Here is a 13,864-nt window from a genome sequence, read left to right as displayed (position 1 = left end):
CGCCCACCTGGTCAACTGGAAGGTCCTCGATACCGGCTGGCGCGGACGCCTCACCGACTTTCCCGAAGTCCTACGCACCGTCACCGGACTGGAGATCTACCGAACCTGGGGATAACCACGTTCTGAATAACGCTCCTCGTTTACACGAGCTGACTTGACGACTGTGACGTTGCTGGGTGAGGCCGACCGAGCTTCGACATAGATCCGCCGCCCGTCCTTCTCAGCAAGGAAGTCGGGCCGTCTGCTCGTCCCATCGAGTTCCGGGTGGCAGGTTACGGAGTAGCCCATCCGAAGTAGGCACTCGTGAAGGTACAGCTCAAAGAACGCGCCTTTGGACTGCCGATTGTCCGTGGACCGTAGGCGGCCTTGGACGTCGGCTTGGGCGTCAGGGCAGAGCCGGGCGAACCAGTCTTCGATCAGGTCACGGACCTGGTCCCAATACGACCCAGACACGCGATCGAAGAACCGGAACTGGCTCTCTCCGTGAGCTGCGGGAGACCGATCCGTCCGGGTAGTCACGGAGAAGATCGTCACGCACTCATTCCATCATACGGGGCGGCGAATCAGGACAAGGCAGCGGTCCACTTCGGTAGCGACCTGCACCCGAGCGAGGGCCAGGGATGGAGCGATCAGATAGCACGCCGCAAACGCCATCACCGGACGACCGGATCAGCCCCGGCGGTCCCTGGTGGGCGCTGCACGAGGGATGCCCGACGTGGATGCGACGTAAGATCGCAGCGTGACGGATATGGCGCACCATTGGCTCCCGGAGCGCCATCTTGGCATCGCCGCGACGCTGTCGCACGCGGACGAGCTGATTGGACAGGTTGGCGATCTGCTCTTCGCCTACCAGACGCAGGACCACGGCGTAGTCGGCTTGCGCGAGGTTCCGGCCGGGTCGTTTAGTCGCACTGTCGTGGAGCGTGTAGCTCCGTTCCCACGCAAGGTGCCGCTTCTCGTGGCAGACGCGTTGGTAGCAATGCGAGCCGCGCTCGAGCATGCGCTTTTCGCCGAGGTTGAGTTCTTGGACGGTGCACCACTCGATGAGAAGGCAGCCAGGCTCGTCGACATGCCGGCGTCGGACACATACGAGAAGTTCGAGCAGTGGAAGAGGAAGAACCTCCGCGACCGTCCGCCGTCACTGCGAGATGGCAGCGAACTCGTGCGCCGTATCGATCGCCTGCAGCCCTTCCACCGGCAGATTAACCCTCCGATGCACCCGCTGGCTCGATTGGTGCTCCACACGAACCACGCGAAGCACCGGACGCCCGCGATCACGGCGGTCCGCTTGGCTGCCATGTACCAGGACGACCAGGTGCCTCGCTCGGTTCGCGACCTGCCTCCACGGCCCGAGGAGCCGCTACGCGTCGGCGACGTCATCGCGGAAACCCTGCGGGGCACAAGAGTCCCCGTCACGCTGTTTCCGACGATCGGGATCAATCGACCGGGCACGGACCAGTGGCCCGTGCTGATGCAGGAGCTCGACGAGATCTCACATTGGGTCCGTACTCAGGCAGTGCCGCGCCTCCTCACAGGCGCGGAGCCGCCGGAGCCAGGGCTTCCGACGCGCTACGAGATCGCCGTAGGCCACCAGGACGAACGCCGCGCTATGTCAACGGGTTCGACGACGTCGGCGGCAGATCGCCACAACCGGCGCCTCGTCGCCGCATCAGCACGGCGCGACCTGGTCGACCTCATTGGTCAGATGACGGGCTCCCCGAGCGACCAGCAGATCGCGGCGTGGCTCACCCAGCTGACCGACGAGGAGGTGCTCGACCGGGCGTCGAGGCTGAAGGCGACCCATACGCACGATCCCCGCGTCCTGCTGCACAACGTCGAAGTCCTGGAGCGTCTGCGTGACGAGGCATTGGGATTCGGCCGTGACGAATAGCTAGTTAGGAGTTGAGCCACCGTGCGTGGCCCGCTGCCTTACTCGTTAGCGAAGGTCGCCGGCGCGATTGCAGCAGCAACGTCCCTCTTCAAGGCGCTCACCGCCGCCCTGACCACCCTGAACCCGAGCTGGAGGTCCGCTGTGGACGTAGCCCTGGGCTGATCAGCCAGCCACAGCGGCGCGGGCGGCCCCGCTCGGCGAATCTCCCTCGGCGCACACCTTGTGACGCAGCCGGCCGAGTTCTCGGCCCGACAGCGCATTGCTGGCTCGAGGCTCCCTCACGCCGGTGGGCGGCGGCGCGTCGGGCCGAGAGCGACGGTCCGGCCCGATTGCCCGACAAGACCGGGTCAGCTCAGAGTGTCGGTGAGGATGTCGACCCCGGCGCCTTCCGCCCACCTGCGGATGTCTGCGTGTGCGGACGAATGCCAGTACCGGATGCGGATTCCGCCTTCACGGCTGACGAGCGTCGCCTCGGGCTTCCCGAACTCCTGGAAGAGCCCGTTGACGAGCCGGTAGGTTGCTGCGACCCCGCCTGGCCCGTCGGTGGCCAGGTCGTCGAGGTCCGCGACTGTGTCGGACGACGTCGCGCCGTGAACGAGTCCGTGGCCAACCTGCTCGTTGCGCCATCCGACGTTGGACACCAGGGCTATCGGCCGGTCCTCGCCGGTCCAGATGGTTGCCCGGATGTTCGCCAACCCGCCTGCCGCTGCGGTGTCGCGGGCGTGCTGGCCGAGGCGCCGTAGCGCCGTGGCGATGCCCAGGACCAGCCAGTTGTTGTCCACGAGCCCTTCTTGTCGCTCAATGTTGTCCGCTATGGGTGACTCGATGGTCGTAGCGAACACACCGCAGCCGTCCTCGTGTAGCTCGCAGGCGGAGCCGGTGCTGACCTCGTTGGAGGTCTGCGAACTGGTCGCGACGAGGCGTCGACGCCGCACTGTCGAATGCGTGAAGCCGGCCATCGGGATGCCGAACGCGCCGAACTGACGGTTCGCGTTGCCGCGCCGGAATGTGTCGAATGCGGCGGTGTCGATGGTCATTGCACCGGGCAGATCGGGTACGAGCGTGACGAGGACAAAGATCTTGCTAGGGGCGAGGCGGGGCAGGAGCTCGCCCTCGACTTCGGTGACCCGGGCAAGTCGATCGGCGAGGCCGGCAAATCGCGCCCGGTACGCCTCCGCGACTTCTGCCTCCGAGAGCCAGTCCTTCTCGGTGCCGATGCGGCGCGGGTAGTGCAGGCCTGTTCCCTGAGGGGCGAAGGCGTGCGGAGCTCCGGCTGTGCGCGCGACCCAGATGACCAAGAATCCCATACCTGGGTTCTTCGGGTCCTCGACGGGCACGACGTCGAAGGCGGGCATGGGAAAGAGGTTTCCGTACACGGTTTGGCGCAGGCGCCGGCACTCCTCGTCCGTGGTGTCTACCGGGCTGTATCCGGACGCGCGAGCTTGGTCGTCCTCGTCGATGCCGAGCACGATCACACCGCCGCTGGCGTTGGCCATGCCACCGATGTCTCCGCAGAGGTCCTTTGTGCCCTTATGGCCTCCATTGCCGGACGTCACGTAGGTGTCCCGCTTGAAGTCAAGGTCGGGGCCTTCACCCGCGTTGGGAATGAGCCCTTTGACCTGTTCGAAGGTCAACGTGCGATCGATCGGTCCGCCGAAGAGGTTCTCGAGCCTGCGGCTACGCAGCGTTGGCATGGCCGAGATGTTCGTCCCCCGAACACCAAGATCGCAACGAGATAGATGTCGATCAACTGACTCGTGTGCGGACTTGATCGATACCCACGACATCCTACCGACCAAAGATCGCTAGCGACCAAAGATCGCTAGGCCGTTCCGGCGGGCGGGCGAGGGAAGGGTGTGCCTCTGCCCTGGTTGGTTCGTTCAAATGGGTGGACTCCACACCGATCGGTCGTTTGGTGCGCCGGTGTGTGCTTCATTGGGGGCATGGCCGAGCAGGTTGCCGTCACCGGGCTGATTCACCGTGCCCAGCCCGACTCAGACGCGGTGGCGGCGGCTGGGAGTCGGGCGGCGGCCGAGGGCTGGACGGTCCGGTATGAGTTTGTGGTGGTGGACGGCGACGCCGCCGAGCAGCTGATGAGCAGGCAGGCGGCCGCGGTCCGCGCGGCGCTGGAGTACTTCGCCCAGTACCCGACCAGCCAGCCCGAGCAGGCCGGACGCGGACGCGGCGTCAGCGAGACCGCAGCGGGATGACCTCCTCGATCTGAAGCTGACCGCGTATCGACTGGTCAGCGACGGTTCGGGTTGTTCTGCGGGACCCTGGCGGCGCACGTTTGATCAAGGCTCTGACCTGGCGGTTCACGTCGGATCAGAACCTCTCTCGTGTCTACCGTGGACAATTGTGGGATCGACGTGGGATTCACAGTTCCCAAAATCGCGATCTTGCGGTGATGTCGGCGCTGCCAAGGGTTACTTAGCGTGATGACCGGCGGTCGCTGTGGCTTGCGCTGCGTGCGCCGGGTGTGACATATGCATAGGTCATGGCCACCGTCCGCCGCTGTCGTTGGTGTCAACGGCGATGGGGTCGCAGGTCATTAGGGCCATTCATGAGCGCGACTCCAAGTAGGGCCGCGCACCAGCGCCCCTAACTCGTCAGCAGTGGCCCTCACCCGTTGCCGATGGCGTCGCGGTCGAGGTCGGCGTCGGTGTACCGGACGAGGTCGGCGGCGCAGGTTCCGCGTCGTCCTCGACGTTCTCCACGACGCGCTGAATGATCTCCTCGACCTGCTCCGGGGTGATCGTCGGAGCCTGCTCGTCTTGGCGCGGAGACCCGACGATCGCCACGATCAGCGCCAGCGCCGCGATAAGCACCTCAAGGAGGCCGTAGAACTCGGCCTTCGTCTCGGGCAGGATGCCGGCGAGGCGAGCGAACGCCGTCCGCGCACGGATCACCGCGACCGCCTCGGCGGGCTCCAGCTCCTGCGCCTTGATCTCTTCGACGACCTCGGCGAGGGAGCGGAGGTGGTCAACGTCGGGCCGCGTGTCGACGACCGTCTGGAGGACGAGCGCCGCGCGCTCCCGGAAGGCGGCGTTGCGGATCACGACCGCCTGAGACCTGTGGCGGTGCGCCATGTGGACCGCGGTCCAGACGGCGCTTCGGTTGGCCTGCACGATCATCGAGGGTATCGCTCCTGGACAACATGGGACACAACGGCCTAGCCGACCGAAACCTTGAGGCAGTTCAGGTCGCGCCGGCCTAGCATCAGGCGCCATGAGCCTGCATAGCCCGGACCTCCGGTTCGGGATCTTCGTAGACGGCAGGCGGTCGTACACGTGGCGCGTACGCGCGGGAGCGAACCAGCCTGAGCTGTTCGTCGAGCGCGAAAACTTTCCCCGTGTCACGCACGTCAGCCTCCACGCATCGGGACAGTGGTACGTCCGGGCGACCCGGAAGCGAGACCTGCATCGGTGGCCGCGACCGAACGAGATCGTCCCCGGCTACACGCGCGCCCTCGCCATCGTTCAGCCGGTCGTCGTGGCCATGCTCGATCTTGAGACCCCGTCCGGCGCCCGCCTGCTCCGCGTGGGGCCCGAGAGCGAGCCGACGACGTTCAGCCTCTTCATTGAGCGTCCGGGGGCGAACATGGCCGGGTGGCCCGGTAAGAACGCGATGGGCACGGCGTATGTGGGGCGCATCCCACTCGCCCATGGCGCGGGAACGTGCTGCGTCGTCGCCCACCAGGCGCCGGTATCACCGTTTTCCGCCACGTTCCCGCAGCCGAGCGAGGATGAACTCGCGCAGATGAGGAAGACGGCCGCGGAAGGCAAGCTGTACGGCACAATCGGCGGTGACATGAGCGACGGGCCGGTCTGCTTGGTTGACGGCAAGTTTCCGGCCGACGCCTTCCCCGAGGCAGCGTAGGCAGGGAGCGGACGACCCTCGGTGTAGGATCGCTTCCGTTCCTAGCGGAACCCAGGCGTCTGGTAGCTCAACGGATCAGAGCGCCCTTTTCGCAAAGGGAAGGTTGCGGGTTCGAGTCCCGCCCAGCTTGGGAAGCGGGGACGCGCAGGTCGCGACTCCGCTTTTCCCATTTGGACAGCAGGAAGCCCTCTCCACGACGGGGGCTTCCTTTGCGTTCAGGCGCGAGAAGCGCCCCTTCGACGCCGACTTCGCGAAGGCGCTGCGCCTCGGCCTCGCCGAAGACGACCGGGGCAGAGCCCGTACAGCTACAAATAGCGGTGGCATGTCCGCACGACCTGACGCACTGGGCGGCTAGCTGCATGGCCCGCCCCCCGCCGGGTGGGCCCGGTGGCGGGCGGGACGTGCGGCATGTGGCCGTGATCGTCAGGCCGCCGCCCGGGTGGGTTTGTTTCTGGCGGGTGTGTTTGCGAGGAGGTAGGAGTCGGTGCCAGTCTCGACAATGTTGCCGCCGATCGTCCAGAACCACTCCTTACCCCGTGGTCAGAGGGCTCCTACAACTACCTGACGAGCGTTGGCCGGCACCGGGGCGGCTACGTGCCCTACGACTACCGTCAGGCCCCTAACCCGAGCGGCGCCGGCTACGTCCTTGAGGTTGACCCCCACCCCCGCTGAGGTCATCCGCGAGGTAGCGCGACGGGTCATCGACGGCGAGTCAATCAACGGGATCGTGGCGGACCTGAACACGAGAGGCGTTTACACGTCCCTGGATGTGCAACGCATCCGCCGAGGCGAGGAGCGAAGGGCTACCACTGGCGTGTAGGGAACCTCTCGAAGCTCCTGCGTTCCGAGACGCTGAGGGGGTACATGGTCACCGACGACGGCTCGCCGATCGTCGACGACGCGGGCCGACGCGTGCGCCGCACACCGGAGATCCTGAAGGCCGCCGAGTGGGCGAAGCTTCAGCGCGAGATCGGCGACCGCGCGAGGAACCGCAAGCCACGCCCCCGCCGGAACCGCGCCATGCTTCGGCAGGTCGCGTTCTGCGACGTCTGCCCGGAGCCCCGCCCGATGTACGTCTACCCCGGCCGCACGCACAGCTACTACCGGTGCTCGTCGAAGTCCATCGGGGGGCGGGTGCGCCAACGGGAGCACGCCGGACCTGTGGCTGGAGGCGCTCGTCGGCGAGGAGTTCCTTAGACACGTCGGCCACTTCGAGATCATGCAGCGCGTTTTCGTCCCTGGCGAGAGTCACGCCGAGGAGATCCAGGAGACCGAGGCCGCCCTCGGTCGGTTGGTCGAGCGGCTTGAGAAGGTGCCGTCTGGGGGAGCGTCCGAGGCCGCCATCCTCGCCCGGATGGGTGAGCACAAGGAGCATCTCGCCACGCTGCGCAAGCTCCCTGAGACCCCCGATCGGTGGGTCGACGAGCCGACCGGCGAGACCTACCGCACCGTTTGGGAGAACGACCCCGCCGGGCGCGGCGACCTGCTCCGCATGGCAGGCGTCCGCGTGTACGTCCATCGCGAGCCCCGCAAGCGAACTATTCCTGCGAAGACCCGCTTCGAGATTGGCGTCTTCGGCGACCCCGAGGCACAACGCCTCCGCGAGATCGAAGCCGAAGAGCACCTACTCGCCGCCTGAACGCAGAAGCCCCCGTCGCGTGCGGGGGCTTCTGGCTGTCTAGGTGTGCATTGGTCTACTCGACGAAGCGGCCACTACTCCACAGGGTGCGCCCGCCGTACCCCACGGGATCACGTACCGAGCTGGCTGAAGACCTCCTGCCCAGCCAAAACGAGACCGTTGGAGGCCAGACTCCCGGCGCCGGCTCCCAGGATGCGGAGCGCGCTCCGGCCGAGCCGCCGCAACCTACTCACGTCCGGCTCAGCTTTCTCGACTTCCGCGCGCAGCTCGGCGACCTCCTGTAGGACGTCTGCGAGGTCGTCCGGGCTGAGTCCGTGGCTGGGCGCCCGCTGCTCGACGTCGGCGACCCACTCCAGAATCCGGCGCTTGTCGAACGCGGTGATCTCGCCGTACTGCGTCGCGTCCTGAGTCGCCCCGGGCGAGTTCTGTTGGATATTGAAGACGGTCTGGTTGCCCGAGCCGCTGATCGTGATGTCGCCGATGCTGGCCGGCGAGCCGCCCGGTGGCTCATGGCCCGCGAGCTTTGACTCCACGAGTCGCCGGCCGTCGCCTGTCAGCCGCACGAAATAAAGGCCGTTCAGCTCGGCGCCGGCCTCGCTACCGGTAATCAGGTAGTCGGCCGCGAGCGCCTGGGTGATCCGGCCGATGGGATACCAGGTGCCCGGGTCCATCCCGATGTTCTTCGCCACCTGGTCGGCCCGCGAAAACTCCTCGCCGGCCTGCTCGCGGTCGTACAGGGCAAACAGGAAGCGGAGCCTGCGCTCCTGCTCCGCTCGAATGGTCTGCGGATCGGGCATCGTGCCTCCTCATCGGCACTCTCGATTCTACCGTTGACGTGTAACAACGCCCGCGAGCGCGTGGAGTGAATCCGTCTACCTCGACGACGCCCTTAGCTACCGCCCCCGACGGCCAACGAGATTGCGGCCAAGAAGGTCTGAATGATCGCGAAGATCAGAGACCATATGGCGACCTTTGCCTCCATAGTCATCCTCGACCCCGGCACCTCCAGCGGCGACGAGGGAGCGGCTCCGGCAGCCACAGCCTCAACAGTCGGCATCGGCATTGGGGCGAAGGAGGGCGGGACGATATGCAGGCGGTAGAGCCACGGGTCGAGCCATCGCGCCGCGCCCATGTGCCGTATCCAAGCCACCGGCTTCTTCCACTTGTGAGCCTGCCGGCACCCCAGTACGACGGACCCGTCTCTCGGGCACGGCTTCTTCGTAGTCTTGCCGATCACCAGGCACTTCGCCCTGAGTTTGAATCCGACCAAATAGAACAGACCAAGACATAGTAGAGCGGAGAGTGTCAAGACTCCCGCCACATTTTCCCAGAATGTGTATTGCTGCACTGTTTCTGGCTCGGCGACTAGCAACCGCACGAATCGACAGGCTACAACACGCGAGCAAATGATCTCCCAGCGTGATCAACGGCGTACGACCGCCTCCAGTTTGTCTGCCTCGACGACGCCAGAGTTACCACCACGCAGTCTCACGGAGGAGCATCGGCCCACCCTCCGACCCCTCCGTCCTGCGTTACCTCAGGCGCGGCGGGGCGACCGGCTAAACCGATCCGGTGTTTGGCGCCGAGGAGGTGGAGGAGCCCGAGCGCGTGCTTCCGGCCCTTCTCGTCCGTGCGGAGCGACCACAGCACAACCACGGCGATCAGGAGCCACCGGAGGATCAAGGTCGCGGCGGCACCCACACCCACGACGAGGCCGACTGGCCCAACGTGGCCAAGTAGGGCGCTCCACTCCGTACCCATACAACAAACCTCCCGAGACTCCCCCTTTGAAGGGAAAGTCGGGAGGTTCATCCCGGCGCCTAACCACCGGTATACAGCTCCTTCAGGGTGAACAATAGCCATGTCTCGTCATTTGGGACGCCAGCCTGATTCGGGTGTCGGGAGTGCATTCGTCTCCCTCGACGACGCCGGAGATAACACCTCCCGGCCGAGTGATGTCTGCGCTCCCCTTGCCCTGCCGTGGGAACCTAGACGTGACTGGGGTTGCCAAGCCACTCCCTCCCCGCCGGCCCCCAGTCCGACGGGCGTCGATCTTCGGATCGACGTCTTCTGCCCTAACCAGCGCTGCTCGGAGGGTGGAAGAGAGAGACGATGCTAGAGACTGTCAACGCGGTGGAGTCACTGGTCACAACGACTGGACGCCCGGCTTGAGCTGCTGGAACGGCTCGCCGTGGGCGACCGCTCTGCCGCGCCTGGCCTGCCTGCCGCTCCGCTACGCCGGCACCTGACCCTTCCCGGCGCAAGGTGGTGGACCGGCTCCCGGCCGATGCCATCCCCCGCCATGATCGAGTGGTTCCACGCCGGTGCCACCGTCCAAGCCGTGGCCCAAAGGTCTGGGATCACCGAGTCCAGCGTGAAGCGAATCTTGTGTCAGCACTGCGTGCGACGGTAACGGCGACGCAACCCTAATCAACGGGCAGCAACCAGGCCCGGTTGATGCCACAATCGCCGAGGCGGCCGGCTCCCGCCTTTGCGGGCTATCATCCGCCTGCGGCAGCGAGCAGGGAAGGAACCGAGGGTGGCGCGTTACACCATCCCGCGCAGTGAGGACATCGCCGACCTCAACGCGGCGCTGGAGTTGGTACTGGAGAATTCCACGGTCGGCAAGCCCACCCGCCAGCGGATTAAACGGGTACTGACGGCAAATGGCCTGGCCGACGCGGCCGGCAAGGCGCTGGTACTCCGATCGGTGCAGCTGCGCTGCCATCAGGAGGTTGAGGCCGCGCTCGATGATGAGGGGCGGCATTTGTACGTGCTCGTGCTCATCCGGGCTGGAGAACTCCTCGGGCAACCGCGCGGCATTATCTAACCGCGGTGGCCAGCGCTGGACGATCGTTGTACTCGGGGAGCCGTTCTGGCGTGACGGCTATACCACCTCGGCGTCTTCGGACATCGGTTCAGTCAGCCTGTCGATGTGCAGCCAGTAGGTGTTGCGCATGCGGCGGTAGTCGAAGTCCCCGCCCTGCGGCGTTCGACCCACGGTCAGAAGGCCATGCTTCACCAGCTCCTGCGTCGCCCTGGTCCAGGTGTCATCGGACAAGCCATAGCGCTTCCGTTGGTCGCCGGTTAACCAGGGCGGGCTCGATTCTGATCTTCCGCCGCACATTTCGCGTAGCACCAAGAGGAGGGCCACGCCGGTGCTGGAGAGGCGGTAGATCCACCGGTTCCTCCAGAATCCGAGAGGGAGGCCGATGTACCGTCCGCCACGCCAGCTATACCTAGTGCCGGTTCCGTCCGGGTGACGCAGGGCGACTGTCGGCGGCAGCCCCGGATGCCGTTTGATCTTGACGAGATCAGCCTTCTCCAGCCAATCCAGAGCGTCTCCGATGCGGCGAGCACCATTACGCGCCGGGTCGGGGAGACCCAGCATCTCCGCCCATGGGCGGCCGGGCAGCGACTTGATGTCGTATGGCTTGTGGACCGCCACAAGGGTCATAGTCAGATACAACTTGAGCCGCACCTCCCCGCCCCTACCACCGCGCACCATCTTTGCGAGCGGAGGCTCGCCGTCGGCGTCGTCTCGGACGAAGCCGGGCGGTAGCTGGATGCCTTGCGAGCGCTTCGACTTGTCAATCGCGCGGTCGAGCAGGCGCTTGGACTCCAACGTCGGCTTCAAGGTCGGCGAGTCCAAACCGTCCTACCTTCGTAGCGGGGCAATCGGGAGTACTGGGGTCCGAGGAGTAATAGGGGTCCCGGGGTCCCTTCCTTATAACTCCCCTGCACTGGCTCAACGTTACACCGTGCCAGGCTCGATGTCTCTACGGTGCCATCTCGGTCTTCATCCGCTACGGCAGGGATAATACCCCGCCACGAGGGTAGCCATATGAGCTTTGACCTGGGATTATTTGCGCGCGAATATATAGGTAAAGGTCCTCCGTGCATGCCGAGATCACCTAGGCAAACGAGCGAAGGATTCAAGAGGGTGGGCGGTTGTTGGAGCGACCGCCCACCCAGACGCCCAGTCCGTGCCGTGCGATAGACCCAGAAAGGACAAATCTATGTTAGAGCTGCGCGGTGAGCAGCGGCCACCGTCGCCGAACGTCGAGCGAGCGCGCCGTCACAGGCTCTCGATGACGATCGACATCGTGGGGAAGGTTGCGGTCGCATCCGCCTCGATTGCCCAGGCTGTTCACTGGATCGAGATGATCTTGGACCACATCCGCTGACGGCTGGATACGCCCGAGGCTCGGAGGGCCGCCCCTCCTCTGGGTCTCGGGCGTATTGGGGGTGTCACATCGCGTCCGGCTTCCTGGCCGAGCGGGCGTGTTGGTCGAGTAGGCGCAGGTGTTCGGCAGTTGGGCACGTGATGGCGTTCAGTACGGCGCACGGGACCGCTTGTCGTAGAGTTGCCAGCCCAACATCGTCATGTGGAGAGCGACGGCCGACACGAACTTCAATTTCTCCACGTCGGCTGTGATCTTGAGCGATAACATCCCGTCCGGCGCACCTGGCAGGTCGACCTGCTCGGCAGCGTTGATCGTGGTCCAGAGGTCTCCATCCGTAATGCCGCTGCACAGCTCCACAAGAACAGGGCGGCCTGCGAGCCTGGAGACAATGCGTTGCCCCGCCTTGTCGACGATCTCGCCGTAGGCAAAGGGGCGCACCGCAGCGGCCGAGTCCGCGCCCGTCTGCGCCGCCGCGATGACGGGCTTCATCGTCAAGGTCTACAGTGCGGACGACAAGGCACTCGTCGGGCGGGAGCGTCGCAGCGACGCCCCCGCCCGACGCGGCCGGGGCCGCTATCCGGCCTTGGCCTGTTTTCCATCCGTGACCGGCCGTACCCGTCGGGGGACGATCGCGGCGGTCTTCTCGGCTGCTCCGGGGGCGAATTCGGGTAGGACGCTGGTGTAGGTGTCGGCGGTGATGGTGATGGAGGAGTGCCGCAGTATCGCCTGGACGGTTTCATGTCCACTCCGGCGGCGAGGGCGAGGGTGGCGGCGCCGTGCCGAAGGTTGTGTAGGCGGATGGGCGGTAGCCCTGCTTGCCGGGCGAGGTGTTGGAAGTGGTCAGTGACCTCGGCTGGGTGTACGGCCTGACCGGTGGGTGTGGTGAACACCAGTCCGCTGTCGACCCACGCTGGGCCGGCGGCGAGGCGCTGCTTGCGCTGGCGCCTACGATGCGCTCGCAGCGCGGCCACGGTTTCGGCGTCGAGGGCGACGACGTCTTCGCTGCTGTCGGTCTCCGGGGCTTTGAGGCTGGTGGCCCAGCCGAGTTGCGCGAGCTGCCACCGGACGGTCAGCTGCGCGCTGTCGAGGTCGACGTCGGTCCAATGTAGACCGCAGGCTTCGCCTCGGCGCAGGCCGCGGTAGGCCACGAGGTGGTAGAGGGCATACCGGTCGTCGTCGGCGGCAGCGGCGTGGTCGAGGAACGCCCCGGTCTGCATGGGCGTCCACACCATCACCGGCGAGGGGATCTGCCCGGTGGCCGTCCACCGTTTATCATCGCCCAGCCCGGCTAGGAGCCAGCTAACCAGTTATCAGAAAGGGCTCTTACCACCCGTCACAACCGACCGTCACCCCGAAATCACCCAGAGGTCGGTGATCGGTCCGTTAGCGAGTCCGCCATGCAGCGTTTCAAGCTCGCAAACCGGTTCTCGTCCACGACCTCCGCAACGTGTTGCGAAGCAACGACATCGACGGGCATCCAGGCCGAAACCGAGTCGCTGGGATTCCGCCTGTCGCGACCTCGCACAATAGGAACGGGCCAGCGGGCATCTGACCGGTAACCCGGTTCAAAACACCAGGTGGACCTGGAGTCCTACAGGGCCGTCAGATCGTCCTCCAGCATCAACTTATGGAGCGCAGCCGCCCTGCTGTCGCTGCTTCGGTGGGCGGCGAACCGCCGCAGCCCGTGCCAGAGCTCTGGCCATGCCTTTCTCACGCAGGGTGACAGCAGGTAACCGGCTGCCGCGGCGACAGCGGCACCTGTGAACGCGGTATACGGCCGCCCGGGCCGCCGCGATCGCAGCGGGTACAGTCGCCGCGCGCCAGGCCGAAGACGGGCGCATCGCGCACCACCTACCGCGGCTGCCGCCTTCGAGCACGGCGCGCTTTCGCTGATCGCTCGGCTAGCTGGAGCATGTACGCGGTCCGGGCGTGCCGGGCCATCCGTTCGCGGACGTCGGCGGGCAGCAGGCCGTCCGGGTCGACCTGGCGCTCGAATCGGTCGCAGAATGCTTTGGTTCCGGCGGCGGTGCGCGCGGTGCGGTCGACGGTCTTGGCCCACGAGGCGTGTGCTGCGATCCGGGCGCGGCGGCTGCGTTGCGCCGGTGTCATGCCGGTGTCGGCGCCTTGCGGCTAGTGCGGTGACCATGAACGTTCACCGGGTCTGGTCGTCAGGCCGCCTTGGTGCGGGGTCGGCCCCAGCGTTGTTGGCGTTCGCTGCGGATGCGGGCGCGTTCGCGGCGTTGTGCGGCCAGCACGTCGGGGTGGCGG

Annotated in this window: 15 protein-coding genes, 1 tRNA gene and 2 pseudogenes; 9 read left to right on the top strand and 9 right to left on the bottom strand. The window is 66.1% G+C overall.

Translation table 11 applies throughout. The features are described from left to right. Positions 1–739 precede the first annotated feature (739 nt). Positions 740–1,891, top strand: a complete 1,152-nt coding sequence (locus QMG73_RS45290; protein WP_281906248.1) for a hypothetical protein — start codon at positions 740–742, stop codon at positions 1,889–1,891. Positions 1,892–2,238: 347 nt separating this feature from the next. Here the strand turns inward: QMG73_RS45290 and QMG73_RS45285 are convergent, their stop codons facing one another. Next, a complete protein-coding gene (locus QMG73_RS45285; protein WP_281906246.1) occupies positions 2,239–3,585 on the bottom strand; it encodes an AlbA family DNA-binding domain-containing protein in 1,347 nt (448 codons plus the stop codon). A gap of 249 nt (positions 3,586–3,834) precedes the next feature. Here QMG73_RS45285 and QMG73_RS45280 point away from each other — a divergent pair, with 249 nt between their 5' ends. Continuing rightward, the gene (locus QMG73_RS45280) at positions 3,835–4,101 is read left to right on the top strand and encodes a hypothetical protein (protein WP_281906244.1); all 267 of its coding nucleotides are present in this window, start codon (positions 3,835–3,837) and stop codon (positions 4,099–4,101) included. A 399-nt stretch (positions 4,102–4,500) separates the two neighbouring features. Here QMG73_RS45280 and QMG73_RS45275 read toward each other — a convergent pair whose 3' ends face one another. Further along, positions 4,501–5,019, bottom strand: a complete 519-nt coding sequence (locus QMG73_RS45275; protein ID WP_281906243.1) for a hypothetical protein — start codon at positions 5,017–5,019, stop codon at positions 4,501–4,503. 100 nt (positions 5,020–5,119) lie between these two features. Here QMG73_RS45275 and QMG73_RS45270 point away from each other — a divergent pair, with 100 nt between their 5' ends. The 4 genes from QMG73_RS45270 (at position 5,120) to QMG73_RS45255 (ending at position 7,409) form a co-directional block, all read left to right on the top strand. Next, positions 5,120–5,770: a hypothetical protein gene (locus tag QMG73_RS45270; protein WP_281906242.1), complete on the top strand. Its 651-nt coding sequence runs from the start codon at positions 5,120–5,122 to the stop codon at positions 5,768–5,770. 53 nt (positions 5,771–5,823) lie between these two features. Beyond that, positions 5,824–5,900, top strand: a tRNA-Ala gene (locus QMG73_RS45265). Positions 5,901–6,634: 734 nt separating this feature from the next. After that, positions 6,635–6,967 (top strand): hypothetical protein, encoded by a 333-nt coding sequence (locus tag QMG73_RS45260; RefSeq protein WP_281906240.1) that lies wholly within the window; start codon positions 6,635–6,637, stop codon positions 6,965–6,967. 22 nt (positions 6,968–6,989) lie between these two features. Further along, positions 6,990–7,409, top strand: a complete 420-nt coding sequence (locus QMG73_RS45255; RefSeq protein WP_281906238.1) for a hypothetical protein — start codon at positions 6,990–6,992, stop codon at positions 7,407–7,409. A 110-nt stretch (positions 7,410–7,519) separates the two neighbouring features. Here the strand turns inward: QMG73_RS45255 and QMG73_RS45250 are convergent, their stop codons facing one another. Together QMG73_RS45250 and QMG73_RS45245 are read right to left on the bottom strand one after the other, a co-directional pair. After that, on the bottom strand, positions 7,520–8,206 hold the full coding sequence (locus QMG73_RS45250) for a hypothetical protein (RefSeq protein WP_281906236.1): 687 nt from the start codon (positions 8,204–8,206) through the stop codon (positions 7,520–7,522). Positions 8,207–8,298: 92 nt separating this feature from the next. Next, positions 8,299–8,787, bottom strand: a complete 489-nt coding sequence (locus QMG73_RS45245; RefSeq protein WP_281906234.1) for a hypothetical protein — start codon at positions 8,785–8,787, stop codon at positions 8,299–8,301. 194 nt (positions 8,788–8,981) lie between these two features. Here QMG73_RS45245 and QMG73_RS45240 point away from each other — a divergent pair, with 194 nt between their 5' ends. Further along, positions 8,982–9,149, top strand: coding sequence for a hypothetical protein (locus QMG73_RS45240; RefSeq protein ID WP_281906233.1), 168 nt, complete (start codon positions 8,982–8,984; stop codon positions 9,147–9,149). A 799-nt stretch (positions 9,150–9,948) separates the two neighbouring features. Then, positions 9,949–10,239 (top strand): hypothetical protein, encoded by a 291-nt coding sequence (locus QMG73_RS45235; protein WP_281906231.1) that lies wholly within the window; start codon positions 9,949–9,951, stop codon positions 10,237–10,239. Between the two features lie 57 nt (positions 10,240–10,296). Here QMG73_RS45235 and QMG73_RS45230 read toward each other — a convergent pair whose 3' ends face one another. Then, positions 10,297–11,061, bottom strand: coding sequence for a helix-turn-helix domain-containing protein (locus QMG73_RS45230; RefSeq protein WP_281906230.1), 765 nt, complete (start codon positions 11,059–11,061; stop codon positions 10,297–10,299). Between the two features lie 367 nt (positions 11,062–11,428). Between QMG73_RS45230 and QMG73_RS45225 the strand changes: the two genes are divergently transcribed. Continuing rightward, positions 11,429–11,596, top strand: coding sequence for a hypothetical protein (locus QMG73_RS45225; RefSeq protein ID WP_281906228.1), 168 nt, complete (start codon positions 11,429–11,431; stop codon positions 11,594–11,596). Positions 11,597–11,743: 147 nt separating this feature from the next. Here the strand turns inward: QMG73_RS45225 and QMG73_RS45220 are convergent, their stop codons facing one another. From QMG73_RS45220 to QMG73_RS46270, 4 genes and pseudogenes are all read right to left on the bottom strand, one after another. Continuing rightward, complete coding sequence (locus tag QMG73_RS45220; RefSeq protein WP_281906226.1) at positions 11,744–12,085, bottom strand: hypothetical protein; 342 nt, start codon at positions 12,083–12,085, stop codon at positions 11,744–11,746. A gap of 84 nt (positions 12,086–12,169) precedes the next feature. Continuing rightward, positions 12,170–12,867, bottom strand: a pseudogene (locus tag QMG73_RS45215) (site-specific integrase); the annotation flags it as partial. A 580-nt stretch (positions 12,868–13,447) separates the two neighbouring features. Next, positions 13,448–13,705 (bottom strand): hypothetical protein, encoded by a 258-nt coding sequence (locus tag QMG73_RS45210; protein ID WP_281906225.1) that lies wholly within the window; start codon positions 13,703–13,705, stop codon positions 13,448–13,450. 59 nt (positions 13,706–13,764) lie between these two features. After that, positions 13,765–13,864: pseudogene (locus QMG73_RS46270) on the bottom strand (integrase); the annotation flags it as partial.

The organism is Phytohabitans aurantiacus, from assembly GCF_027923225.1.
Lineage (GTDB): Bacteria > Actinomycetota > Actinomycetes > Mycobacteriales > Micromonosporaceae > Phytohabitans > Phytohabitans aurantiacus.
This window is presented reverse-complemented; position numbering and strand designations above follow the sequence as displayed.

Bases quoted from the DNA above. Each gene is read 5' to 3' on its own strand.
- QMG73_RS45225 (WP_281906228.1), top strand. From the start codon at position 11,429: ATGTTAGAGCTGCGCGGTGAGCAGCGGCCACCGTCGCCGAACGTCGAG.
- QMG73_RS45250 (WP_281906236.1), bottom strand. From the start codon at position 8,206: ATGCCCGATCCGCAGACCATTCGAGCGGAGCAGGAGCGCAGGCTCCGC.
- QMG73_RS45220 (WP_281906226.1), bottom strand. From the start codon at position 12,085: ATGAAGCCCGTCATCGCGGCGGCGCAGACGGGCGCGGACTCGGCCGCT.
- QMG73_RS45260 (WP_281906240.1), top strand. From the start codon at position 6,635: ATGGTCACCGACGACGGCTCGCCGATCGTCGACGACGCGGGCCGACGC.
- QMG73_RS45255 (WP_281906238.1), top strand. From the start codon at position 6,990: ATGCAGCGCGTTTTCGTCCCTGGCGAGAGTCACGCCGAGGAGATCCAG.
- QMG73_RS45280 (WP_281906244.1), top strand. From the start codon at position 3,835: ATGGCCGAGCAGGTTGCCGTCACCGGGCTGATTCACCGTGCCCAGCCC.
- QMG73_RS45270 (WP_281906242.1), top strand. From the start codon at position 5,120: ATGAGCCTGCATAGCCCGGACCTCCGGTTCGGGATCTTCGTAGACGGC.
- QMG73_RS45285 (WP_281906246.1), bottom strand. From the start codon at position 3,585: ATGCCAACGCTGCGTAGCCGCAGGCTCGAGAACCTCTTCGGCGGACCG.
- QMG73_RS45210 (WP_281906225.1), bottom strand. From the start codon at position 13,705: ATGACACCGGCGCAACGCAGCCGCCGCGCCCGGATCGCAGCACACGCC.